Origin of the sequence: Rhizobium sp. CB3171 (genome assembly GCF_029714265.1) — a bacterium.
Classification (GTDB): Bacteria; Pseudomonadota; Alphaproteobacteria; order Rhizobiales; family Rhizobiaceae; genus Rhizobium.
Window position 1 is genome coordinate 905878 of record NZ_CP121652.1, and the last position, 21424, is coordinate 927301.

The 21424-nt window shown below is 59.9% G+C and carries 23 protein-coding genes; 13 read left to right on the plus strand and 10 right to left on the minus strand.

Annotation, left to right across the window (positions count from 1 at the left end):
* Positions 1-43: 43 nt before the first annotated feature.
* The gene (locus QA648_RS04460; protein ID WP_283049897.1) at positions 44-700 is read left to right on the plus strand and encodes a TetR/AcrR family transcriptional regulator; all 657 of its coding nucleotides are present in this window, start codon (positions 44-46) and stop codon (positions 698-700) included.
* Between the two features lie 66 nt (positions 701-766).
* On the opposite strand, the gene QA648_RS04465 is transcribed toward QA648_RS04460, so the two are convergent.
* A complete protein-coding gene (locus tag QA648_RS04465; RefSeq protein ID WP_283049899.1) occupies positions 767-1954 on the minus strand; it encodes a hypothetical protein in 1188 nt (395 codons plus the stop codon).
* Positions 1955-2179: 225 nt separating this feature from the next.
* On the opposite strand from QA648_RS04465, the gene parC reads away from it, so the two are divergent.
* Entirely contained in the window at positions 2180-4435 is a 2256-nt protein-coding gene (gene parC, locus QA648_RS04470; protein WP_283049901.1) for a DNA topoisomerase IV subunit A, read from the plus strand.
* A gap of 100 nt (positions 4436-4535) precedes the next feature.
* Here parC and QA648_RS04475 read toward each other — a convergent pair whose 3' ends face one another.
* From QA648_RS04475 to hemB, 6 genes are all read right to left on the minus strand, one after another.
* Positions 4536-4928: a type II toxin-antitoxin system death-on-curing family toxin gene (locus QA648_RS04475; RefSeq protein ID WP_283049902.1), complete on the minus strand. Its 393-nt coding sequence runs from the start codon at positions 4926-4928 to the stop codon at positions 4536-4538.
* On the minus strand, positions 4925-5146 hold the full coding sequence (locus tag QA648_RS04480; RefSeq protein WP_283049904.1) for an AbrB/MazE/SpoVT family DNA-binding domain-containing protein: 222 nt from the start codon (positions 5144-5146) through the stop codon (positions 4925-4927). The genes QA648_RS04475 and QA648_RS04480 overlap by 4 nt, the downstream gene beginning before the upstream one ends.
* 62 nt (positions 5147-5208) lie before the next feature.
* Positions 5209-6090 (minus strand): DMT family transporter, encoded by an 882-nt coding sequence (locus QA648_RS04485; RefSeq protein WP_283049906.1) that lies wholly within the window; start codon positions 6088-6090, stop codon positions 5209-5211.
* A complete protein-coding gene (locus QA648_RS04490) occupies positions 6091-6867 on the minus strand; it encodes an arginyltransferase (protein ID WP_104822612.1) in 777 nt (258 codons plus the stop codon).
* Positions 6868-7053: 186 nt separating this feature from the next.
* Positions 7054-7512: an RDD family protein gene (locus tag QA648_RS04495; RefSeq protein ID WP_104822613.1), complete on the minus strand. Its 459-nt coding sequence runs from the start codon at positions 7510-7512 to the stop codon at positions 7054-7056.
* Positions 7513-7688: 176 nt separating this feature from the next.
* Entirely contained in the window at positions 7689-8702 is a 1014-nt protein-coding gene (gene hemB, locus QA648_RS04500; RefSeq protein WP_283049908.1) for a porphobilinogen synthase, read from the minus strand.
* A 145-nt stretch (positions 8703-8847) separates the two neighbouring features.
* Between hemB and QA648_RS04505 the strand changes: the two genes are divergently transcribed.
* The 8 genes from QA648_RS04505 (at position 8848) to QA648_RS04540 (ending at position 16242) form a co-directional block, all read left to right on the plus strand.
* Positions 8848-9285 carry a DUF6163 family protein gene (locus QA648_RS04505; RefSeq protein ID WP_283049909.1) on the plus strand — a complete coding sequence of 146 codons (438 nt, stop codon included), beginning with the start codon at positions 8848-8850 and terminating at the stop codon, positions 9283-9285.
* Between the two features lie 131 nt (positions 9286-9416).
* Positions 9417-9932 carry a MarR family winged helix-turn-helix transcriptional regulator gene (locus QA648_RS04510; protein WP_028753315.1) on the plus strand — a complete coding sequence of 172 codons (516 nt, stop codon included), beginning with the start codon at positions 9417-9419 and terminating at the stop codon, positions 9930-9932.
* Between the two features lie 518 nt (positions 9933-10450).
* On the plus strand, positions 10451-11761 hold the full coding sequence (locus QA648_RS04515; RefSeq protein WP_283049910.1) for a L,D-transpeptidase family protein: 1311 nt from the start codon (positions 10451-10453) through the stop codon (positions 11759-11761).
* A 177-nt stretch (positions 11762-11938) separates the two neighbouring features.
* Complete coding sequence (gene glyA / locus QA648_RS04520; protein WP_104822617.1) at positions 11939-13237, plus strand: serine hydroxymethyltransferase; 1299 nt, start codon at positions 11939-11941, stop codon at positions 13235-13237.
* Positions 13238-13246: 9 nt separating this feature from the next.
* Positions 13247-13723: a transcriptional regulator NrdR gene (gene nrdR, locus QA648_RS04525; protein WP_028753312.1), complete on the plus strand. Its 477-nt coding sequence runs from the start codon at positions 13247-13249 to the stop codon at positions 13721-13723.
* A gap of 2 nt (positions 13724-13725) precedes the next feature.
* Positions 13726-14835 carry a bifunctional diaminohydroxyphosphoribosylaminopyrimidine deaminase/5-amino-6-(5-phosphoribosylamino)uracil reductase RibD gene (gene ribD / locus QA648_RS04530; RefSeq protein WP_283049912.1) on the plus strand — a complete coding sequence of 370 codons (1110 nt, stop codon included), beginning with the start codon at positions 13726-13728 and terminating at the stop codon, positions 14833-14835.
* Positions 14835-15455 carry a riboflavin synthase gene (locus QA648_RS04535; RefSeq protein ID WP_283049913.1) on the plus strand — a complete coding sequence of 207 codons (621 nt, stop codon included), beginning with the start codon at positions 14835-14837 and terminating at the stop codon, positions 15453-15455. Before ribD ends, QA648_RS04535 begins: the two co-directional genes overlap by 1 nt.
* A 166-nt stretch (positions 15456-15621) precedes the next feature.
* Positions 15622-16242, plus strand: coding sequence for a hypothetical protein (locus QA648_RS04540; protein WP_283049914.1), 621 nt, complete (start codon positions 15622-15624; stop codon positions 16240-16242).
* Here the strand turns inward: QA648_RS04540 and QA648_RS04545 are convergent.
* Both QA648_RS04545 and QA648_RS04550 read right to left on the minus strand, forming a co-directional pair.
* The gene (locus tag QA648_RS04545; RefSeq protein ID WP_283049916.1) at positions 16226-16795 is read right to left on the minus strand and encodes a GNAT family N-acetyltransferase; all 570 of its coding nucleotides are present in this window, start codon (positions 16793-16795) and stop codon (positions 16226-16228) included. The two genes, QA648_RS04540 and QA648_RS04545, sit on opposite strands and share 17 nt — an antisense overlap.
* A gap of 4 nt (positions 16796-16799) precedes the next feature.
* Positions 16800-17303 (minus strand): cupin domain-containing protein, encoded by a 504-nt coding sequence (locus QA648_RS04550; protein ID WP_104822621.1) that lies wholly within the window; start codon positions 17301-17303, stop codon positions 16800-16802.
* Positions 17304-17504: 201 nt separating this feature from the next.
* Here QA648_RS04550 and QA648_RS04555 point away from each other — a divergent pair, with 201 nt between their 5' ends.
* From QA648_RS04555 to QA648_RS04565, 3 genes are all read left to right on the plus strand, one after another.
* Complete coding sequence (locus QA648_RS04555) at positions 17505-17960, plus strand: 6,7-dimethyl-8-ribityllumazine synthase (RefSeq protein ID WP_028753307.1); 456 nt, start codon at positions 17505-17507, stop codon at positions 17958-17960.
* A 4-nt stretch (positions 17961-17964) separates the two neighbouring features.
* Positions 17965-18447: a transcription antitermination factor NusB gene (gene nusB, locus QA648_RS04560; protein WP_104822623.1), complete on the plus strand. Its 483-nt coding sequence runs from the start codon at positions 17965-17967 to the stop codon at positions 18445-18447.
* 249 nt (positions 18448-18696) lie between these two features.
* Positions 18697-20835, plus strand: coding sequence for a sodium-translocating pyrophosphatase (locus QA648_RS04565; protein ID WP_283049917.1), 2139 nt, complete (start codon positions 18697-18699; stop codon positions 20833-20835).
* 72 nt (positions 20836-20907) lie between these two features.
* Here QA648_RS04565 and QA648_RS04570 read toward each other — a convergent pair whose 3' ends face one another.
* Positions 20908-21417 (minus strand): outer membrane protein assembly factor BamE, encoded by a 510-nt coding sequence (locus tag QA648_RS04570; RefSeq protein WP_104822625.1) that lies wholly within the window; start codon positions 21415-21417, stop codon positions 20908-20910.
* Between the last annotated feature and the right edge of the window lie 7 nt (positions 21418-21424).

The following is a 21424-nucleotide window of genomic DNA, read 5'->3' on the forward strand; positions in this document are numbered from 1 at the left end:
AATGACCATTCCTGAATAAATCAGATCGGAGATTATTTCTAGAGTGACCATTATGAAAAATAACGAAGAGGCCGAAAATTCTGCGCCTCGGAAGCGTGGACGTCCGCCCGCCTTCGATCGCGAGACGGTCCTTGCCGCCGCGCGCAACACGTTCTGGAAGCATGGCTATGATGGTTCCTCCATCGCCGATCTGACGGCGGCCATGGGGATCACGCCGCAAAGCCTCTATGCCGCCTTCAGCTCCAAGGCCGAGCTATACCGGGAAGCGCTCGAGCAGTATCGACGCATGCCACGACCGGAGCCCGGGAACCCGTTTACGGACGAGGTGGATACGGTAGCCGCCTTCGAGCGCTTTTTGACGAATTCCGCCAAGATCTTCACGGCGCCGGAGCATCCAAAAGGCTGCATGATATCGACGGCGGTGCTGAACTGCGCAGAGGAAAACGAGCCGATCGCCCATCACGTCGCATCGATGCGCCTGCAGGCGCTGGCTATTTTCACGGCACGAATCGAGCGCGGTATCGCCGAGGGTGACATGCGGCCGGATGCCGACGCCAGATCGCTTGCGCGCTTTCTGGGCGCAATCGTGCAGGGCATGTCCGTCCAGGCGCGCGACGGTGCGACCACGGATGAATTGTTTGCTCTGTTGTCTCATGCTCTGAGCGAACTGAAGAAGTATCAGCTTCGGCCGGAGATCTGACCAGCGGCAAAGAAAAACCCGGCGACCGAGATCGCCGGGTTTCTGAATAGCTTGGAGAACGGCAGCTTAGTCGTTCGAGGAAACCTTGAGGCCGATGACCTGCGGGATCGACTGCGGGGCTCCCATGGCAGCGCCGATGATCATCGGCACCGGCACCGGCTTGTCTGGCGTAGCCTTGACCGTCAGGCTCTTCGGATTGTCGAGATAGGCGCTGACGGCAGTGGAAACGGCATTCTGCAGCTCCGGAATGTTGAGCTGCGCCATCATGATCGGCGTCATAGCCTTCAGCGTGTCGGCGAGCTGCTTGCCGGAAACGCCCTGCTGCTTGCCGGCGAAATCGAGCGCACGTGCTGTGATCGAAGCGTCGTCGAAACGGATCTGGGCGCTGTTGAAAGTTAGCTGCTGGAGGAGGCCCAGCATGGCGAGGCCAGCCGACTGCTGAGCTTCCTGCTGGTTCGGATTGGAACGAACCGTCTTGAGCGCTTCCTGCAATGATTTCGCGAAAGCAGGCGTGTAGCCGGAAATGCTGAAGGCGAGGTTCAGTTTGCCGATGTCATTGAAGTTCAAGGAGTATTCGGTGATGTCGATCGTGCCGGGTCCGATTTCCCAGCTACCCTTCATGGCGATTGCGCCATTGATCTGCTGCAGCTTGAGCGCCTCGATCGCGTCCTTGGTCTTCGCGTCGTCGACTTTGCTGAGATCGGCTTTGACTCCGTTGATCTTGGCGTCGAAGTCGATGCCCGACTTGTCTTCGCGCCTATCCATTGTGGCGTCGGCATCGTCGATCGAAAATACCTTGGTGCCGTCCTTGGTGACGGATACGGCGCCGGCATGAGCGCTCTTGTAATAGAGCAGCGAACTGAGATCGCCCTTGGTCGCGTCGGCTGGAATTTCGACGCCGCTCAGCGTGAGGTCGGTGGCGGAAATGGCAGCGCCATCCTTTTTGAGGTCGACATCAGCAAAAGCGATTTCGTCAATCGTGTAACCGCCGTCATTCTCTTCGACACCGTCCATCGTGATGTCGCCGAGCGGGAGGCCGTCGTCCATTCCGGCTGCCTTGAAGCTGGCGCCCTTCAGCGTCACCGTGCTACCGTCAATATCGATGCCCGTGGCGGCAATCGAAGCGCCCTGCAGCCCGTAGACGTCGTTGATCTTCTTCAGAAGATCGTTACCGTCGAGCGCGAAGGCGGAGCTGGCGAAAGACAGTATGGCGGCGCTGGACAGCATCAGCCGTGTTGTCCGATAAAAAGTCATATGGCTTTTCCTCATTGAGCTGGTGTAGGCGGGTGTACATATTTTGCGTGTAGTGCGCGATTTATATTCGCGTTCGTCTAAAATTCCAATGCCATGATCATGGCAAATATATGCACGAGAATTATGTCTGACCTTACGTCAGATCGTGCTTGAACTGAGGCGTCATCCACAAGTGCCTTTCACTGATTTCTTGCCGGGAATCGGCTTCTCGGCTAGTCAAGGGCCATGGGACAAAATCTTTTACCGCCCGGTGGCGGCGACGACGACAGCATCCTTCCGGTCGATCTCAAGGCGGCGCTCGAAGAGCGCTACCTGGCCTATGCCTTGTCGACGATCATGCATCGCGCTCTGCCGGATGTTCGCGACGGCCTGAAGCCGGTCCATCGCCGTATCGTTTATGCGATGAGCGAGATGGGCCTGCGCCCCACCGCCGCTTTCCGCAAATGCGCCAAGATCGTCGGCGAGGTGATGGGTAACTATCACCCGCATGGCGACCAGTCGATCTATGACGCATTGGCCCGCCTGGCCCAGGATTTCTCGCAACGCTACACGCTGGTCAACGGCCAGGGCAATTTCGGCAATATCGACGGCGATAGCCCCGCCGCGATGCGCTACACCGAATCCAAGATGACGGCAGTCTCGGAACTGCTGCTCGAAGGCATCGACCAGGATGCCGTGGATTTCCGTGACACCTACGACGAGTCGAATTCGGAGCCGGTCGTCCTGCCCGGTGCTTTCCCGAACCTGCTCGCCAACGGCTCCTCGGGCATCGCTGTCGGCATGGCGACCTCGATCCCGCCGCACAATGCCCACGAACTCTGTGACGCGGCGCTGCATCTGATCCGTGATCGCGACGCGACCGTCGAAAAGCTGGTGGAGTTCATCCCCGGCCCGGATTTCCCGACCGGCGGCATTATCATCGACGATCGCGACAGCATCATCGAAAGCTACAGGACCGGCCGCGGCGGCTTCCGCGTCCGTGCCAAGTGGGAAACGGAAGATCTCGGCCGCGGCGGCTATCAGATCGTCATTACCGAAATCCCGTTCCAGGTGCAGAAATCGCGGTTGATCGAAAAGATCGCCGAGCTGCTTCTGGCGCGGAAACTGCCGCTGCTTGAGGACGTGCGCGATGAATCCGCCGAGGACATCCGCGTCGTCCTGACGCCGAAGAGCCGCACCGTCGACCCGATGATCCTGATGGAATCGATGTTCAAGCTGACGGAGCTGGAAAGCCGCTTTCCGCTGAACATGAACGTTCTCTCCATGGGCCGCATCCCGAAGGTCATGGCGCTGAACGATGTGCTGAAGGAATGGCTGGATCATCGGCGTGAAGTGTTGTTGCGCCGTTCGCGCTTCCGGCTCGCGGCCATCGAAAAACGCCTGGAAATCCTCGGCGGCTTCCTGATCGCCTACCTCAACATCGATGAGGTCATTGCCATCATCCGCGAGGAGGATGAGCCGAAACCCGTGATGATGGAGCGGTTCGGCCTAACGGACAATCAGGTCGAAGCGATCCTCAACATGCGGCTGCGCTCTCTGCGCAAGCTCGAAGAATTCGAGATCCGCAAGGAATTCGACGGCCTGACCAAGGAGAAGGCCGATATCGAGGCCTTGCTCGCCTCCGACGACAAGCAGTGGCAGACAGTCGCCTGGGAAATTGGCGAGGTGAAGAAGAAATTTGCGAAAGCGACCGAGATCGGCCGCCGCCGCACGCAGTTCGCCGAAGCGCCTGAGGCCGACGACGCTGCTATCCAGCAGGCGATGATCGAGAAGGAACCGATCACAGTCGTCGTTTCAGAAAAGGGCTGGATTCGCGCGCTGAAGGGCCACATCTCCGATACATCGACGCTCACCTTCAAAGAGGGCGACGGGCTGAAGGTGGCATTCCCGGCGCAGACGACCGACAAGATCCTGATCGTCACGACCGGCGGCAAGGCCTATACGCTTGGCGGCGACAAGCTGCCCGGCGGCCGTGGTCACGGCGAGCCGCTGCGCATCATGGTCGACATGGAAAACGACCAGGACGTGCTGACCGCCTTCGTCCACGATCCGCAGCGCAAGCAACTGGTCGTCTCGACCGCCGGCAACGGCTTTATCGTGCCGGAAGTGGAACTGGTCGCCAATACCCGCAAGGGCAAGCAGATCATGAACCTGACGACGCCGGATGAGACGAAACTGCTCGTGCCGATCTCGGGCGATCACGCCGCTGTCGTCGGCGAGAACCGCAAGATGGTGGTGTTTCCGCTGTCCCAGATCCCGGAAATGTCGCGCGGCAAAGGCGTGCGCCTGCAACGCTACAAGGACGGCGGCGTCGGCGATATCAAGTGCTTCGCCATAGCCGATGGCCTGACCTGGGAAGACAGCGCCGGCCGCACCTTCACCAAGACCAGGGACGAACTGACAGAATGGCTTGCCGAACGCGCCTCGGCCGGGCGCACGGTGCCGAAAGGCTTCCCGAGAAGCGGCAAGTTTTCGGGGTGAGGAGCGGTCGGCGTAACCGACGAAACGCCCGGTGGGGCGTTTCGAGGGACGAACGCCGGAGCCTCAGCGAAGGGCCGAGTGAGGGCGGAAGAACTTGTGGTCAGTCAGCCAGTGGCACGGAGAAGTCTCTGAGGAAGTGCGTCGCTCCCTTTTCGTCGATTTCTCCGGCAGCGACGCCTAGTACAAAGGTTACGATCATCCCATCGTCTGCTTCAATCAAATAGCCGTTGATGTAGAGAAACGTGAAAGCGGCCAGATAACCCGTTCGTTTGTTCCCATCGGAAAATGGGTGGTTCCGCACGAGGCCATAAAGGTAGGCCGCAGCAAGAACGAATAGATCATCCTCGCCATATGCAGCTTTGTTCAGTGGACGGGTGACGGCGGCTTCCAATGCGTTTTCGTCTTTTAATCCCGGCAATCCGCCATGCTCGGCGAGCTGCTCGTGATGAATGATCTCAATGGCTTCGCGTGATAGCCATTTGTATTCATTCATTTTGCGAGCTCGCGCAGAGCGGCACGATATTTTTGCATCCCGAGCCTTGCTGCCCGCAATTGCTCAGCAAGGTCGGCGCGCTCGGGAACCAATTCGATGTTGCCGTTTACTTCGCGAATTTCCAAAACGTCGCCATTTTTCAAGCCGAGTCTTTGAAGAACTTCCTTCGGAATAATCACCCCTTCGGAATTGCCAATCTTGCGGATCACGACGTTCATGGTGTCTGCTCCCTATGTAATAACGTTGTTATAACATAGGGCCATCGCGGTCGCAACGCGGCTCACCCCGCCGCCATCACTCTCGCTCTCACCCGTGCCCGCCACAACGAATGCGCCGCAAGCGCCACGATCAGCACCAGCCCACCCGCAAGCGTCATGTCGCTTGGCGCTTCGGCGAAGATCAGCCAGACCCAGATCGGCGCCAGGATCGTTTCCAGAAGATAGAACATCGCCACTTCCGGCGCCGAGAGAAAGCGTGTGCCGGTGGCGAGGCACCAGAAGGAGAGGGGCATCAGAACTGCGCCGTCGAGCAGGATCCAGCCGGGATGATCGATGGCGATGCCCGAAGGCATGACATGATAGAGTCCGACTGCGGCAGGGACGATGGCGGACAAGAGAGAGGCGAAGCCCATATCCCTTCGCGAGGCGCGGCCGATGGTAATGGCGCAGGCGATGAAGAAAGACGCTAGAACCGACAGTGCGTCACCGAGGAAATGGCCGCCCTCCATGCCGTCCCACACGATCAGGCCGACGCCGAAGATCATCGCGATCATGGCGACGATGGTGGAAAGAGCGGGGCGTTCCCTTAGGAAAATCCAGGAAAGGAGCGCAGCGAACATCGGGTTGAGAGCGATGATGAACACCACATTCGCCGCCGTCGTATAGTAGATGGCGAGGAGAAAGGTGATGGTCGTCAGGCCGTAGAAAAGGCCGACGGGAAGCCCGATCCAGCCCGGCAGCGTGGTGCGCAACGATCCCGTAAAGCGGCGGATGACGATCAGAGCGGCAAGCGCCACGACAATCGTCGCAAGGCTGCGCACCGACAGGACAGACCAGACGTCGCCGCTCGAAAGTCGGATCAGCGGAATGTCCATCGACAACGCAAGGCCGCCGATCGTGGTCAGCAGCAAGCCTTTTCGGTGATCCGAGAGATGGGAGACCATTCAGCGAGGGGGATCTTGGCAGGCGTCGGCGGGATTGAAGCGCTCCCAACCGCGCGGCGTCAGATGTTCTTGCGGCTGAAACCGCGTCTTGTAGTCCATCTTGCGGGAGCCCTTGACCCAATAGCCGAGATAGACATGCGGCAGCCCGAGCGCCTTGGTCCGCTTGATATGATCGAGGATCATGAAGGTGCCGAGCGAGCGTTGGTCGAGATCGGGATTGAAATAGGAATAGACCATCGACAGCCCGTCGCTCATCACGTCGGTCAATGCTGCCGCCAGCAGCTCGCCTTTGGGCCGCTGCTCCAGCCCGGAGCCTTCCTCGCGCCGACGATATTCGATGATGCGGGTGTTGACGTGGGTGTCTTCGACCATGATCGCATAGTCGAGCACTGTCATGTCGGACATGCCGCCCTGCTGATGACGATAATCGAGATAGCGGCGGAAGAGGGAATATTGCTCGCTGGACGGCTGCGCCGGGAATTCGGTGGCGATGATATCGCTATTCGACGACAGGACGCGCTTCATCGACCGGCTGGGTTCGAATTCTTGAGCGAGAATGCGAACGGAAATACAGGCGCGGCAGGATTCGCAAGCGGGGCGGTAGGCGATGTTCTGCGAGCGACGAAAGCCGCCTTGAGTCAAGATGTCGTTCATCTCCGCCGCGCGCGGCCCGACGAGATGGGTGAAGACCTTGCGCTCCATCTCCCGCGGCAGGTACGGGCAGGCAGCCGGTGCCGTCAGATAAAACTGCGGGGATGGCGTCGACTGCGTGTTCATCTGCCGTTGATTAACCTTCCGTTCGGCATTCGACTCCTCACAAGCATGGCCCAAGTTTAGAAAACGTCAACTATGTCCTTTGTCCAAGGCCATAGTTTCCCAGCTTCTTCAGAAGCAAGCGGGCTTTCTTATGATGATGGGGACGACCAAACCGTTGGGTATGAGGTTGAGTAGAATAACCTTGGTTTACGCCGTTCGGACGATGACCGTGCCGAGCAGGAGATCGTGCACCAGGCGGCTGCGTTCGATGAATAGGCCTGCAAGCAGGATGAGGGGTGTTAGCACGGAGTTCAGGATCCAGAACAGTGCCAAGTGTACGATCGCGGTGAGAAAATCCATCGGCCGGCCATCGATCCGCACCATGGCGATGCCCATGGCGCGCATACCGAGCGAGGCCTGATGCGGTCCGCCGAGCGTCCAGCCGAAATAGAGACCCGCAACGATGAGGAAGAGGGCAGGATAGAGCACGAAGCCCAACCCAAGCGTGAGGATGGAGACAAAGAACAATACCACCGCTGCCGGGATGCACAGCAAGCCGACGATGACATAGTCGAGAATGAAGGCGAAGATGCGCCGGCTCAGCACACCACTATAGGCGCGCCAGTCGTCCGGTGCTGCATAAAGCGGGGTTGGATTGAGGCTCATTGTCTTTCTCCTTCGCGCATAACCTTTTCTATCGCTCCGATGAAAAGGCTTTATGCGCAGCCTAAAGATCCCACTGCATTCCTTGCGCGTTCGATAGGGTGCGCAGGTAGCAGGGAAACATTTGCCGAACATATGGTGTGAGGTCCGGCAAATGCAATAAGCTTTGTGGCCGGGAGTTACCTCTTTGCCAGCAGTCTTGCCACTTCCGGTGCGAAATAGGTGAGAATGCCGTCGCAGCCGGCGCGCTTGAAGGCGAGCAGCGTTTCCAGCATCACCCTTTCGCCGTCGATCCAGCCATTGGCTGCGGCGGCCTTGACCATCGAATATTCACCGGAGACCTGGTAGGCGAAGGTCGGCAGGCCGAAAGCCTCTTTCAGCCGCCAACAGATGTCGAGATAGGGCAGGCCGGGCTTGACCATCAGCATGTCTGCGCCCTCGTCGACGTCGAGCGCGGCATCGCGCACCGCCTCTGTGCCGTTGGCCGGGTCGATATAATAGGTTTTCTTATCGCCCTTCAGCAGGCCGCCCGTCGAGATCGCCTCGCGATAGGGGCCGTAGAACGCGGAGCTAAACTTGGTGGCATAGCTCATGATGCCGACGCTCTGGTGACCGGCGGCGTCGAGCGCGCGGCGGATGAAACCGATGCGCCCGTCCATCATTTCCGAGGGCGCAATGATATCGGCGCCGGCATCGGCCTGATAGACGGCGGCGCGCGCCACCTGTTCCACGGTCTCGTCATTGACGATTTCGTTGCCGCGCAAAATGCCGTCATGGCCGTGGCTAGTGAATGGGTCGAGGGCAACATCGGTGATGACGCCGATATTCGGCACGGCCTTCTTGATGGCGGCGGTGGCGAGATTGATGAGGTTGTTCTTTTCCAGACTGTTCGAGCCGGTCTCGTCGCGCAGCTCCATTTCGATGTTCGGAAAGGTGGCGAGCGCGGGGATGCCGAGATCGGCTGCTTCCTTTGCCGCTTCTACGGCCTTGTCGACCGTCAGCCTGAAGACGCCGGGCATGGCGGGGATCGGTTCGGCGATGCCGCTGCCGGGGATGAGAAAGATCGGCCAGATCAGGTCGTCGACGGTCAGGCGGTTTTCCTGCACCAGGCGGCGCGTCCAGTCGGCCTTGCGGTTGCGCCGCATGCGCCGGTGCCCGGTAATCTCGTCAACAAGATGCGTCTTGTCCTGCATGGTGCCGCCATCCTTTTTAGTCTATCTATGGCCTCAATTGGTGAGCAGCGTACCTATCACGCTGTCCCCCGGAAACAAAACCCGGCGAAAGGCCGCAGCTATTATAGCGCTGGCGAGCCTTTGGCCTTCTACTTATTGTCTGCGCATGGAACCCGATTCTCCGACCATACCCAAGAATACGCTGACCGACATTCTGTTCGTATTGTTCCTGCGGCTGATTGCGATCGCCTGTTTCTGGCTTGGCCTGCAATATTGGTCGATGCTGGTCGGCTATTCGCTGGACGGCCAGGCGCGTTTCGATCTCCTCAATCTGCCCTGGAAGGTGGCGGGTGCCGGGCTGGCCGTCGTCTTCCCGGTCGCCGCCCTCGGCCTATGGCTGACGGTCTCCTGGGGGCCGGTTATCTGGGTGCTGGCGGCTGGCAGTCAGGCGCTGATGTATGGCCTCTGGCCACAGATTTTCGGCTCCAATCCATTGATCGTCATCCTGCATGCCGGCGTCGCCGTGCTCTACTGTATTTTCCGTATTTTGCTCTGGCTGGAGAAGCGCCGGCGTGAACAGCAGGTAATGGTTGATTTACCCTGAGACACCAAGACTTCCTGGTAAGGTGCTGTTAAGCCTGCAGTTTAAGTAGAATTTTATGTGTATTCGATAGGGTCTCACTCAAGGCGGGAAGAAAACGACACCGCCAAACAAAACAGTGAGGCCAAGTCATGATGAACACGAAAATCAAGCCGCAGGCAGTTGCGAATGCTCGGGACCAGCAGATCGAAGATATCCGTGGTCTGTATATGGAATCGCTCCACTTGGTGGAGCGTCTCCACCGCCGTCTCCTCGATGTTATCAAGGACGAGTTCGACCGCCAAGGCCGCGACGACGTCAACGCCGTCCAGGCGCTGCTCCTCTTCAACATCGGCAATTCCGAACTGACCGCCGGCGAACTGCGCTCTCGCGGTTTCTACCTCGGCTCCAACGTTTCCTATAACGTCAAGAAGCTGGTCGACCTCGGTTTCATCAACCACCAGCGCTCGCGCATCGACCGCCGCTCGGTCCGCATCAGCCTGACGGAAACCGGCCAGGACATCGCCGAAACCGTCGCCAAGCTCTACGAGCGCCACATCGCCTCCATCGACAAGGTCGGCGGCATCGGCACGGACGAGTTCACCCAGATGAACAAGCTCCTGCAGCGCCTCGACCGCTTCTGGAACGATCAGATTTTGTATCGCCTGTAAGTCACCGCGGCGGAGTTGCCGCGGAACCTCCAGCAAACAGACCGGATACGTTCCCTGCGTATCCGGCTGTGCTCGTTCCGAGCAAAAGATCCCACATCGGCTGTGCGCTTTTTGCCACGCCCCCGCCGTGACGTTGCGATGCACACCATGTATGCTGCATCTGCGCCATTGACGCCGGATTAGCACGCGCTATGAACCACAATCATTTGGTGGTATTTTAGCAACGCAAAATGGAGTTTCTTCCGCTACGGCAGGCGAACGCAAGTTTCATGCCGGGCGACACGAATTGGCCATATTGCTATGACAGCGGAAACGAACGGCAAACGGCGCTTTTCAAGTCTTGATCTTCATGCCTTAGCGCTTTGGGCTCGCAATATTGTGATGGTCCGGAGCGAAGTTTTAGTGTGCGCTAAGGCAACGGATTGACACAGAGCTGCGTTACTTGGCGCGAGCTGCAGTGATTTACTGCTTTCTCTCTTGGCTGCGGATAATTGGGCCGCAGCGTCGAACGGTGGGATATGTCGAAGAAAACCGGAATTGAACCCTTCTCGCGCCGCTCCTTCCTGCGGTCTGCGGCAACTTTTGGCGTGGCCGCTTTGGCAGCCCCGGCTTTCGCACAGGACCAGACGCCTCTCGATGCGCTGATCAACAATCGCGCCCGCGGCAACTGGGACGATCAGTTTGATGCGAAGGCCGCCGCGCGCACTGCCGCAGCGGTTGTTTCCAACACGCCGATCCTCGGGCCCGATTCCGTACCGAACATCCAGCAGGCGATCGCCCAGTATCAGAGCATCGCTGCCGGTGGCGGCTGGCCGCAGATCAATCCTGGCGAGCAGCAGCTTCAGCTCGGCGTCACCGACGGTTCCGTACAGGCGCTCCGCCAGCGCCTGATGGTCACCGGCGACCTGCCGAAGGAAGCCGGCATGTCCTCGGCATTCGATTCCTACGTCGATGGCGCCGTCAAGCGCTTCCAAGCCCGCCACGGCCTGCCGCCGGACGGCGTTATCGGCGAGTTCACGCTGAAGGCGATGAACATCCCCGCCGAGGTCCGCCTGCAGCAATTGAACACCAACCTCGTTCGCCTGCAGACGTTCCCGTCCGACCTCGGTCGACGTCACGTCATGGTCAACGTTCCGGCGACCTATATCGAAGCCGTTGAGGACGGTCAGGTGGCGCTGCGTCACGAGGCGATCGTCGGCCGCATCTCACGCCCGACGCACCTCATCAATTCCAAGATCTACGAGGTCATTCTCAACCCGTACTGGACGGCGCCGCGCTCGATCGTCGTCAAGGACATCGTGCCGCTGATGCGCAAGGATCCGACCTACCTGACGAAGAACAATATCCGCCTGCTCGACGGCAAGGGCCAGGAAGTTGCGCCTGAGACGATCGACTGGAATTCGGACAAGGCGCCGGACCTGATGTTCCGCCAGGATCCGGGCAAGAACAACGCCATGGCATCTACGAAGATCAACTTCCACAACCCCAACAACGAATATATGCACGACACCCCCGAACAGGGTCTGTTCAACAAGCTGATGCGCTTTGACAGCTCGGGCTGCGTGCGCGTGCAGAACGTGCGCGATCTGACGAACTGGCTGCTTGCCGAAACGCCGGGCTGGCCGCGCCAGCATATCGAGCAGGTCATTTCCACTCGCGTCAACACGCCAATCACACTGGCGACGGAAGTTCCGGTCTATTTCGTCTATATCTCCGCATGGGGGGCTGGCAACGGCATCGTTCAGTTCCGCGACGATATCTATCAGCTCGACGGCAATTCTCAGCTAGCGCTGGATACGACACAGGGCATGGAGCAGCCGGTTCAATAATCCGGCGCCATAGCGACGACAGTCTCAGAAAGCCGCGTCCTCGGATGCGGCTTTTTTCTTTGCTGGGGACCTCCATCGTAGAATGCTCAGCAAATGTCGCTGATCGTATTGCTCTCGGGCTACCCTGACGCTAATACCGTCTCCATTGCCGTTCCGGCCTGTTCAGGAGCTTCCACGATGACCAATGCTTCCACCGAACCTTTCTTCAATCGCTCGCTCGCCGATACCGATCCGGAAATCTTTGGCGCGATCGGCAAGGAGTTGGGTCGTCAGCGGCACGAAATCGAATTGATCGCCTCGGAAAACATCGTCTCGCGCGCCGTACTCGAAGCGCAGGGTTCGATCATGACGAACAAATATGCTGAGGGCTATCCGGGCAAGCGCTACTATGGCGGCTGCCAGTTCGTCGATATCGCTGAAGAGCTCGCCATTGAGCGCGCCAAGAAGCTGTTCGGCGTCAACTTCGCCAACGTTCAGCCGAATTCCGGTTCCCAGATGAACCAGGCCGTCTTCCTCGCGCTGCTGCAGCCGGGCGACACCTTCATGGGCCTCGACCTCAATTCGGGCGGTCACCTGACGCATGGTTCGCCGGTCAACATGTCCGGCAAGTGGTTCAACGTCGTTTCCTACGGCGTGCGCGAAGGCGACAACCTTCTCGACATGGATGAAGTGCAGCGCAAGGCCGAGCAGCACAAGCCGAAGCTGATCATCGCCGGCGGCACCGCCTATTCCCGCATCTGGGACTGGAAGCGCTTCCGCGAGATCGCCGATAGCGTTGGTGCTTACCTGATGGTCGACATGGCCCATATTGCCGGCCTCGTTGCCGGCGGCCAGCATCCGTCGCCGTTCCCGCATTGCCACGTTGCAACGACCACGACCCACAAGTCTCTGCGCGGCCCGCGCGGCGGCATGATCCTCACCAATGAAGAGGATCTGGCGAAGAAGTTCAACTCGGCCGTTTTCCCCGGTCTCCAGGGTGGCCCGCTGATGCACGTCATCGCCGCTAAGGCCGTAGCGCTCGGCGAAGCACTGCAGCCGGAGTTCAAGGACTATACGGCGCAGATCGTCAAGAACGCCAAGGCTCTTGCCGAAACGCTGATTTCCGGCGGTGTCGATGTCGTCTCCGGCGGCACGGACAACCACCTGATGCTGGTCGACCTGCGCAAGAAGAACGCCACCGGCAAGCGCGCCGAAGCTGCCCTCGGCCGCGCTTACGTGACCTGCAACAAGAACGGCATCCCCTTCGACCCGGAAAAGCCTTTCGTCACCTCTGGTGTCCGCCTCGGCACGCCGGCCGGCACGACGCGCGGCTTCAAGGAAGCTGAGTTCCGCGAAATCGGCAATCTCATCATCGAAGTGCTCGATGGCCTGAAGGTCGCCAACTCCGATGAAGGCAATGCCGCCGTCGAGGCCGCAGTGCGCGAGAAGGTGGTCAACCTCACCGGCCGCTTCCCCATGTACGGCTACATGGGCTAAGGAGAGCGCATGCGCTGCCCTTATTGCGGTTCGGAAGATACGCAGGTCAAGGATTCGCGTCCGGCGGAGGACAATACGTCCATCCGCCGGCGGCGTATTTGTCCGGATTGCGGCGGCCGTTTCACCACCTTCGAGCGCGTACAACTGCGCGAGCTGATGGTCATCAAGAAGACCGGCCGCAAGGTGCCTTTCGATCGGGACAAGCTGGTGCGGTCCTTCGAAATCGCACTGCGCAAACGCCCGGTCGACCGCGATCGCATTGAGCGTGCCGTCTCCGGTATCGTCCGCCGCCTGGAAAGCTCCGGCGAGACGGAAATCAGTTCGGAGCAGATCGGCCTGCAGGTGCTTGAAGCCTTGAAGAGCCTCGATGATGTCGCCTTCGTGCGCTATGCTTCCGTTTATCGTGATTTCTCGCATGCGGAGGATTTCGAGCAGGTGATCACCGAGATCAACGCCAAGATCGCCCGCGATCCGCTGGATCCCTGACCATGGCGCTGCGGCCTGAGGACGAGCGTTTCATGGCCGCGGCGATCCGTCTGTCGCGCACGCATCTGGGGCTTACCTCCACCAACCCGTCCGTCGGATGTCTGATTGTCAAGGATGGTGCTGTCATCGGCCGCGCCGTTACCGCGCTTGGCGGTAGGCCGCATGCCGAGCCGCAAGCTTTGGCCGAGGCCGGCGAAGCGGCGAGGGGCGCCACGGCCTACGTCACCCTCGAACCCTGTTCGCACCACGGCAAGACGCCGCCCTGTGCCGAGGCGCTCATCGCCTACGGCGTCGCCCGCGTCGTCATCAGCGTCACCGATCCCGATCAGCGTGTTTCCGGCCGCGGCATCGCGCTGCTGCGGGAGGCGGGGATCGAGGTCGATGCCGGTATTCTCGAGGAGGAGGGCAGGCGCGCGCTTGCCGGCTACCTCATGCGCCAGACGAGAAAACGGCCGTATGTGACTCTCAAACTTGCTGTTTCGGCAGACGGGATGATTGGCAAAACCGGCGAGGGGCAGGTGCGCATCACCGGCGATATCGCCCGTGCCCAGGTGCAGGTCCTGCGCGCCGAAAGCGACGCGATTCTTGTCGGGATAGGCACGGCTGTGGCAGACGATCCGGAATTGACCTGCCGCCTGCCGGGGCTGGAAAGCCGTACGCCGTTGCGTATCGTCATCGACGACCAGCTTCAGCTTCCGCTTGGCAGCAAGCTCGTGAAGACCGCTGAGCAATATGGGTTGATGATCGTCGCCGGCGATCCGCCGCCATTCGATGAAAACACCGACAAGGCCTTCATGGGCCGCCGCGCCGCGCTTGATGCCGCCGGCGCTGAAGTGCTGCAATCCAATTCCGGCGAGCTGGGGGAGTTGGTTGAAGCGTTGGGTACGCGCGGCATCTCTTCTTTGCTGGTCGAAGGCGGGGCAAGGACAGCGCAACGCTTCCTTGATGCCGACCTCGTCGACCGCATCCTTCTGTTCCAGGGGCCGGCTACGATCGGCGAGGGCGGTATTGAATCGCCGATCACGAAGACCAATATCCCACCCAGTTTCAGGCATATCCGCGCGAGCCGGTTTGGCGATGATCGCTGCGACGAATTTGAAAGAGGTTTTTGATGTTTACCGGAATTGTCACCGATATCGGCAAGATCGAATCTATTTCCCCTCTCAAGAAAGGCATCAAGCTGCGGGTCGCCACCAATTACGATCCGGCAACAATCGATATGGGTGCCTCGATTTCCCATTCCGGCGTCTGCCTGACAGTGACGGGCCTGCCGGAAGCCGGCAGCAACGGCCGCTGGTTCGAAGTGGAGGCCTGGGAAGAGGCCCTGCGGCTGACCACCATTGCCACCTGGCAGGCTGGCAGCCATATCAATCTCGAGCGCTCGCTGAAGATCGGCGATGAGCTCGGCGGCCACATCGTCTCCGGCCACGTCGACGGTAAGGCCGAAATCCTGTCGGTGACGGCGGAGGGCGACGCCACCCGCTTTCGCCTGCGCGCCCCGGCGCATCTCGCAAAATTCGTCGCCCCTAAGGGCTCGATCGCTCTCGACGGCACGTCGCTCACGGTAAACGCCGTCGACGGCACGGATTTCGACGTGCTCCTGATCCGCCACACTCTGGAGGTCACCACCTGGGGCGAACGCAAGGCCGGCGATTTCGTCAATTTCGAAGTCGACACCATGGCCCGCTATGCCGCAAGGCTGGCGGAATTCCCGGTGGCGCGGGAAAGCTGATTGCAGGCTCCCAATCGCGGTTCGCCGTCATCGCTTCGATGGCGTTTTCCGGCGAACGGACGCAAAACTATATATTGCTCATCTTCTCGGCGTTGACCGTGCAACGCTCTGCTATGTGGTCTAGCTCTGATTGAGAATTCCGTATGGAAATAGCGAGACGGCAGAGATGAGCGTGAAGGTCATGATCGCAAGGGCGCAGCTCGGAAGCGCGCTGGATATATTCATCCGCGACCGAGATCCAATTGCGGTCCATGCCCTCGCATGCGGAGGCAGCGAGATTATAGAGGGGCTAGCCGAGCAGGCAGACATCCCTACGCTTTCGACACATATCCTGAAAACTTTCCCCGATACGGATTATCGGAAGCTCAAACATCTCCGGAACCAGTTCTGGAATGCCATCAAGCATTTCTATCAGCGGGACGGAAAGACCACCCGCGACGACGAGGCCCTGATGGCGGAATTCACGGATGCGGCGAATGACGCCGTGCTGTTCATGGGATGGCTTGACTATCTGCTCCTGACGAAACGTCTACCTGTTGAGGCCCAGGTATTTCAGATCTGGTGGTACGCGACCAACCCAAAACACATGAGCCCCAATGCAGATCCGACCGCGTGGCAGTCCCTGTTTCCTGGAATCGAGAACGAGTCCCGACAGGAGCAGAAACGTCGCTTGAGGCGAGCCGTAGAGAAGTGGCAGAAAAATCGTGAGATTCTGCGCGACCCCCGCACTGAGCCGGGAGCATTGTGCGCCAGAGCTGCTTATCCCGCCACTACCGCTCGAACATGACGTTGGGCTTGTCCTTATAGAAGACTTCGCCGATCCGGCGGAATCCTACCTTTTCGGCGACGCGCAGTGACGGCCTGTTTTCTGGATCGACGATGCAGGTCATGCGTCGGCCGGGGAAGGTGTCGTCAGCCCAGGCGATCGCCGCCTTGACGGCTTCCGTTGCATAACCTCTGCCCTGCAGCGCCGGTGTGATCCCCCAGCCGGATTCCAGCGTCCCTTCGGTGGTGGTCGGGTACATGTCGCGATGGAGGTCGAGGAAGCCGACTTCGCCGATAAAGCGGCCGCTCTGACGTTCTTCGACGGCGAAGAAACCGAAGCCCAGATGGTGCCACATGCCGGCATAACGCAGCAGGCGCGACCAGGCCTGTTCGCGCGTCGACGTCTCGCCGCCGATGTAGCGGACAAGATCTTCCTGCGTCCAGAAGGCGGTATATTCTTCGAAATCCTCCAGCCGGTGCGAGCGGAGGATGAGGCGTTCGGTCATCAGCGTCGGAATTATGGTCATGGCGGGAGCGGCTTCCTTCCTGTCTGCCGATTCTGCGTTCATATGCATCTGTTTATGCTCCCGGCTCGCCGTCCCAATAATCCACGGCGCCGTCTTCGCGCCCGATGAAGCTGAAGCGCCGCGGCGCCTCGCCGGGGCGATTGGTTTTCGCCATGAACTTGCCGGAGTCGGGATATTCGACGATCTCCGTCCTGGCTTTGGTTGAGATGACGAGATAGATCAGCACGCTCGGGCCGATATTGATGAGCTGATGGGCAGTTTCCTGGCCGCCGGCGGGCGCTCCGAGGACATCGCCTTTCGCAACCAGGAAACGTTCGCTCCCGAAGCGATATTCGCCTTCGCCCTCTAAAATGACGAAGAGCTCTTCCTCGACGTGATGATTGTGAAATGGACAGCCGGATTTGCCGGGCGGCACTTCATTGTAGCTGATGCCAAGATCCTTCAGCCCGAGCAGTGCGCCGAAGGAGACATCGCTGCCGGCAAAAAAATCTCCCTGCTGCCAATGATCGAGGTGTAGCTCGCCGAGGTTGACAGCGCATCTGGTTTTTTCTGTCATCAGGTTCCTCCCTGCCAGTAGCAAATTATTAGCGAAGCGAGTGAGCTGGCGGAAGATACAATTTCTGGCACGGATCAATGTTCCTCAAATCCGGATTAGAATTGGCGCAGGCATCCGAAAAACACTTGCCAAGCGCGGCCCGCCGTGGTTTGACCCGCCCTTATCAAGGTGCTGCCCGCCCTCTCATTTAGCAGGTGACGTATGTCCAGCTCTACCAATGCCCACATCCTCATCGTTGAAGCCCGCTTCTACGATGACATGGCCGACGCTCTTCTCGACGGCGCCAAGACCGCGCTCGAAGAAGCCGGCGCGACCTATGACGTCGTCACCGTGCCCGGCGCCCTGGAGATTCCGGCCGCCATCGCCATGGCACTTGACGGCGCCGACAACGGGGGCACCGAATATGACGGCTATGTCGCCCTCGGTATGGTCATCCGCGGCGAGACCTATCATTTCGACATCGTCTCCAACGAATCTTCGCGTGCGCTGATGGATCTGGCCGTCAGCGAATCTCTGGCGATCGGCAACGGGATCCTGACGGTCGAAAACGACGATCAGGCCTGGGTGCGCGCGCGCCGTTCGGACAAGGACAAGGGTGGCTTCGCCGCCCGCGCAGCGCTGACGATGATCGCGCTGAAACAAAAGTTGGGTGCATAAGTTCATGAGCAATCAGGATAACGAGCGACCGGCAAAGACCGCGAACCAGCGGGGGGCAGCACGCCTTGCCGCCGTTCAGGCGCTCTATCAGATGGATATCGGCGGTACCGGCGTGTTGGAGGTGGTAGCCGAATACGAGGCACACCGTCTCGGACAGGAGCTGGACGGCGAGACCTATCTGAAGGCCGACGCATCCTGGTTCCGTTCCATCGTCGCCGGTGTCGTGCGCGAGCAGACCCGGCTCGATCCGCTGATCGGCTCCGCCCTGCAGGACGATTGGGCGCTGTCGCGTCTCGACAGCACCGTGCGTGCCATCCTGCGTGCCGGCACCTTCGAGCTTCTCGACCGCAAGGACGTGCCGGTCCCGGTCATCGTCACCGAATATGTCGAGATCGCTCACGCCTTTTTTGAAGAGGATGAGCCGAAGCTCGTCAACGCCGTGCTCGACCGAATCGCCAAGCAGGTTCGCAGCGAAGCCAAGAAATAAGGCCCGACGTCAGGCCGGCGCTTGATCCCTGCCGGTTTCGTTTCTTTCGCTCGCGCCTGATTTCACCAAGCGACATTCTTTTGAACTTCCATCGGGTGTTTTACCCGCGGGCGGTCTTGACGCGACGTTTTCCCAAACGCAATCTCCCCTTGCACATTTGCCGACCCCCTTGGGAGGAGGGGGCAGGCCATTGTCGCGGGCGGCCGGAGGGGGAGTGAACCGCCGGCTTTTTTGGAGGGAAAAAGCGAAATGTCGATTCTGTTAGGTGTTATCGCGTGCGGACTGCTCTCGGTGATCTACGCCGTCTGGGCAACCCGGTCGGTGCTGTCAGCCGATCAGGGCAATGCACGCATGCAGGAGATTGCAGGCTATATTCGAGAAGGCGCGCAAGCCTATCTGGCGCGTCAATACAGAACCATTGCCATTGTCGGCGTCATCGTTTTCATCCTGGCCTGGCTGCTCCTGTCGGGCGAAGCCGCCATCGGTTTCCTGATCGGCGCTATCCTGTCGGGTGCCGCCGGTTTCATCGGCATGCATGTCTCCGTGCGCGCCAATGTCCGCACCGCACAGGCCTCCTCGCACAGCCTGTCGGCCGGTCTCGACATCGCCTTCAAGTCGGGCGCCATCACCGGCATGCTGGTCGCCGGCCTCGCTCTGCTCGGCGTCTCCATCTATTTCTATGTGCTGACGGGTGTTCTCGGCCATGAGCCGGGCTCGCGCGACGTCATCGATGCGCTGGTGGCGCTCGGCTTCGGCGCCTCGCTGATTTCGATCTTCGCCCGTCTCGGCGGCGGTATCTTCACCAAGGGCGCCGATGTCGGCGGCGACCTCGTCGGCAAGGTGGAAGCCGGCATTCCCGAGGATGACCCGCGCAATCCCGCCACCATCGCTGACAATGTTGGCGACAACGTCGGAGACTGCGCCGGCATGGCCGCCGACCTCTTCGAAACCTATGCGGTCTCCGTCGTGGCGACCATGGTTCTCGCCGCGATCTTCTTCGCCGGCACGCCAATTCTCGCCTCCGCGATGATCTATCCGCTGGCGGTCTGCGGCGCCTGCATCATCACCTCGATCATTGGCACTTTCTTCGTCAAGCTCGGCGTAAACGGCTCGATCATGGGCGCGCTCTACAAGGGCCTGATTGCCACGGGCGTTTTGTCGATCATTGGTCTTGCGGCCGCCACGTCTGTGACCGTCGGCTGGGGTTCGATCGGCGCTACCGCAGGTTTCGAAGTCACCGGCACGAGGCTGTTCTTTTGCGGTATCGTCGGCCTGATCGTCACGGCGCTGATCGTCGTCATCACTGAATATTATACCGGCACCAACAAGCGTCCGGTCAATTCCATCGCCCAAGCATCGGTCACGGGCCATGGCACCAACGTGATCCAGGGCCTCGCTGTTTCACTCGAATCGACGGCACTGCCGGCAATCGTCATCGTCGGCGGTATCCTTGCCACCTATCAGCTCGGCGGCCTGTTCGGCACCGGCATCGCGGTCACCGCCATGCTCGGCCTCGCCGGCATGATCGTTGCGCTCGACGCCTTCGGTCCGGTCACCGACAATGCCGGCGGCATCGCCGAAATGTCGCATCTTCCGCCGGAAGTGCGCAAATCGACCGACGCGCTAGACGCAGTCGGTAACACCACCAAGGCGGTGACGAAGGGTTATGCCATCGGCTCGGCCGGCCTCGGCGCTCTGGTGCTCTTTGCCGCCTATTCGAACGACTTGAAATATTTCGCAGCCCATGGCGATCAGTTCCCCTATTTCACGAATGTGGGCACGATATCCTTCGATCTCTCCAACCCTTATGTCGTCGCCGGCCTGTTGTTTGGCGGCCTGATTCCCTATCTTTTCGGCGGCATCGCCATGACCGCCGTCGGCCGTGCGGCTGGCGCGATCGTCGAAGAAGTGCGTAAGCAGTTCCGTGAAAAGCCGGGCATCATGAAGGGCACCGAACGCCCCGATTATGGCCGCGCTGTCGACCTTCTGACCAAGGCTGCCATTCGCGAGATGATCATTCCGTCCCTGCTGCCGGTACTGGCGCCGATCGTCGTCTATTTCGGCGTGCTGCTGATCTCCGGCTCGAAAGCCTCGGCCTTTGCCGCGCTCGGCGCCTCGCTGCTGGGCGTCATCATCAACGGCCTGTTCGTCGCCATTTCCATGACGTCGGGCGGCGGTGCCTGGGACAATGCCAAGAAGAGCTTCGAAGACGGTTTCGTCGATAAGGATGGTGCGCGTCACCTGAAGGGCTCGGAGGCGCACAAGGCTTCCGTCACGGGCGACACTGTCGGGGATCCCTACAAGGACACAGCCGGTCCCGCCGTCAACCCGGCAATCAAGATCACCAATATCGTCGCGCTGCTGCTGCTTGCCGTTCTCGCCGGATAAGAGCGAGGGCTGAACAAATGAAAAACCCGCGAAGCCTGCGCTTCGCGGGTTTTTTGATGGGGTATCGCCAGCTTATTGGCCGGCGTTGAGGTTGTTGAGGAAGTTCTTCGCGCCGTTGATGCCGTTGCCGCCGCCCTGCAGGATCTGTTGCAGGAAGGTCATGTCGCGACCGCCGGTCGGCGTCGTGCGGCTGATCATGTCGAAGACCCGGCCGTCCTTCAGCGTGTAGTTGGCTTCCTGCTTCACCACGCCGTCCTTGTCGAAATAGATCGCCAGAATGTTTTGGTCGACCAGCTTCGGCTTCATGAAGGCCACGGCGCGCGTGCGTTTCTGGGAGATGTAATAGAAGACTTCGCCATCGAAGGTCGCCGTCGTCGACGGCGTGCCGAGCGAAAGCAGCACCTGCTCGCGGCTCGAGCCGACGGGCACGAGATTGAGCGCTTGCTGGTCGAAGATGTAGCCGTTGTTCATGACCTCGCTGGTCTGGCAGCCCGCGAGCCCCGCGGTGGCAATCACCAGAGCGATAGCGGCACTACTGATGAAAGTTCTGTCAGACTTGAAATACCGTCTCGTCAACGACATCTCATCT

Coding starts and splice junctions, on each gene's coding strand:
- QA648_RS04570 (WP_104822625.1), bottom strand. CDS start 21,417: ATGTCGTTGACGAGACGGTATTTCAAGTCTGACAGAACTTTCATCAGT.
- QA648_RS04565 (WP_283049917.1), top strand. CDS start 18,697: ATGTCGATTCTGTTAGGTGTTATCGCGTGCGGACTGCTCTCGGTGATC.
- QA648_RS04550 (WP_104822621.1), bottom strand. CDS start 17,303: ATGACAGAAAAAACCAGATGCGCTGTCAACCTCGGCGAGCTACACCTC.
- parC (WP_283049901.1), top strand. CDS start 2,180: ATGGGACAAAATCTTTTACCGCCCGGTGGCGGCGACGACGACAGCATC.
- QA648_RS04540 (WP_283049914.1), top strand. CDS start 15,622: ATGAGCGTGAAGGTCATGATCGCAAGGGCGCAGCTCGGAAGCGCGCTG.
- nrdR (WP_028753312.1), top strand. CDS start 13,247: ATGCGCTGCCCTTATTGCGGTTCGGAAGATACGCAGGTCAAGGATTCG.
- QA648_RS04465 (WP_283049899.1), bottom strand. CDS start 1,954: ATGACTTTTTATCGGACAACACGGCTGATGCTGTCCAGCGCCGCCATA.
- QA648_RS04510 (WP_028753315.1), top strand. CDS start 9,417: ATGAACACGAAAATCAAGCCGCAGGCAGTTGCGAATGCTCGGGACCAG.
- QA648_RS04480 (WP_283049904.1), bottom strand. CDS start 5,146: ATGAACGTCGTGATCCGCAAGATTGGCAATTCCGAAGGGGTGATTATT.
- glyA (WP_104822617.1), top strand. CDS start 11,939: ATGACCAATGCTTCCACCGAACCTTTCTTCAATCGCTCGCTCGCCGAT.
- QA648_RS04555 (WP_028753307.1), top strand. CDS start 17,505: ATGTCCAGCTCTACCAATGCCCACATCCTCATCGTTGAAGCCCGCTTC.
- QA648_RS04495 (WP_104822613.1), bottom strand. CDS start 7,512: ATGAGCCTCAATCCAACCCCGCTTTATGCAGCACCGGACGACTGGCGC.
- hemB (WP_283049908.1), bottom strand. CDS start 8,702: ATGCAGGACAAGACGCATCTTGTTGACGAGATTACCGGGCACCGGCGC.
- QA648_RS04545 (WP_283049916.1), bottom strand. CDS start 16,795: ATGCATATGAACGCAGAATCGGCAGACAGGAAGGAAGCCGCTCCCGCC.
- nusB (WP_104822623.1), top strand. CDS start 17,965: ATGAGCAATCAGGATAACGAGCGACCGGCAAAGACCGCGAACCAGCGG.
- QA648_RS04535 (WP_283049913.1), top strand. CDS start 14,835: ATGTTTACCGGAATTGTCACCGATATCGGCAAGATCGAATCTATTTCC.
- QA648_RS04475 (WP_283049902.1), bottom strand. CDS start 4,928: ATGAATGAATACAAATGGCTATCACGCGAAGCCATTGAGATCATTCAT.
- QA648_RS04485 (WP_283049906.1), bottom strand. CDS start 6,090: ATGGTCTCCCATCTCTCGGATCACCGAAAAGGCTTGCTGCTGACCACG.
- QA648_RS04515 (WP_283049910.1), top strand. CDS start 10,451: ATGTCGAAGAAAACCGGAATTGAACCCTTCTCGCGCCGCTCCTTCCTG.
- QA648_RS04490 (WP_104822612.1), bottom strand. CDS start 6,867: ATGAACACGCAGTCGACGCCATCCCCGCAGTTTTATCTGACGGCACCG.
- ribD (WP_283049912.1), top strand. CDS start 13,726: ATGGCGCTGCGGCCTGAGGACGAGCGTTTCATGGCCGCGGCGATCCGT.
- QA648_RS04505 (WP_283049909.1), top strand. CDS start 8,848: ATGGAACCCGATTCTCCGACCATACCCAAGAATACGCTGACCGACATT.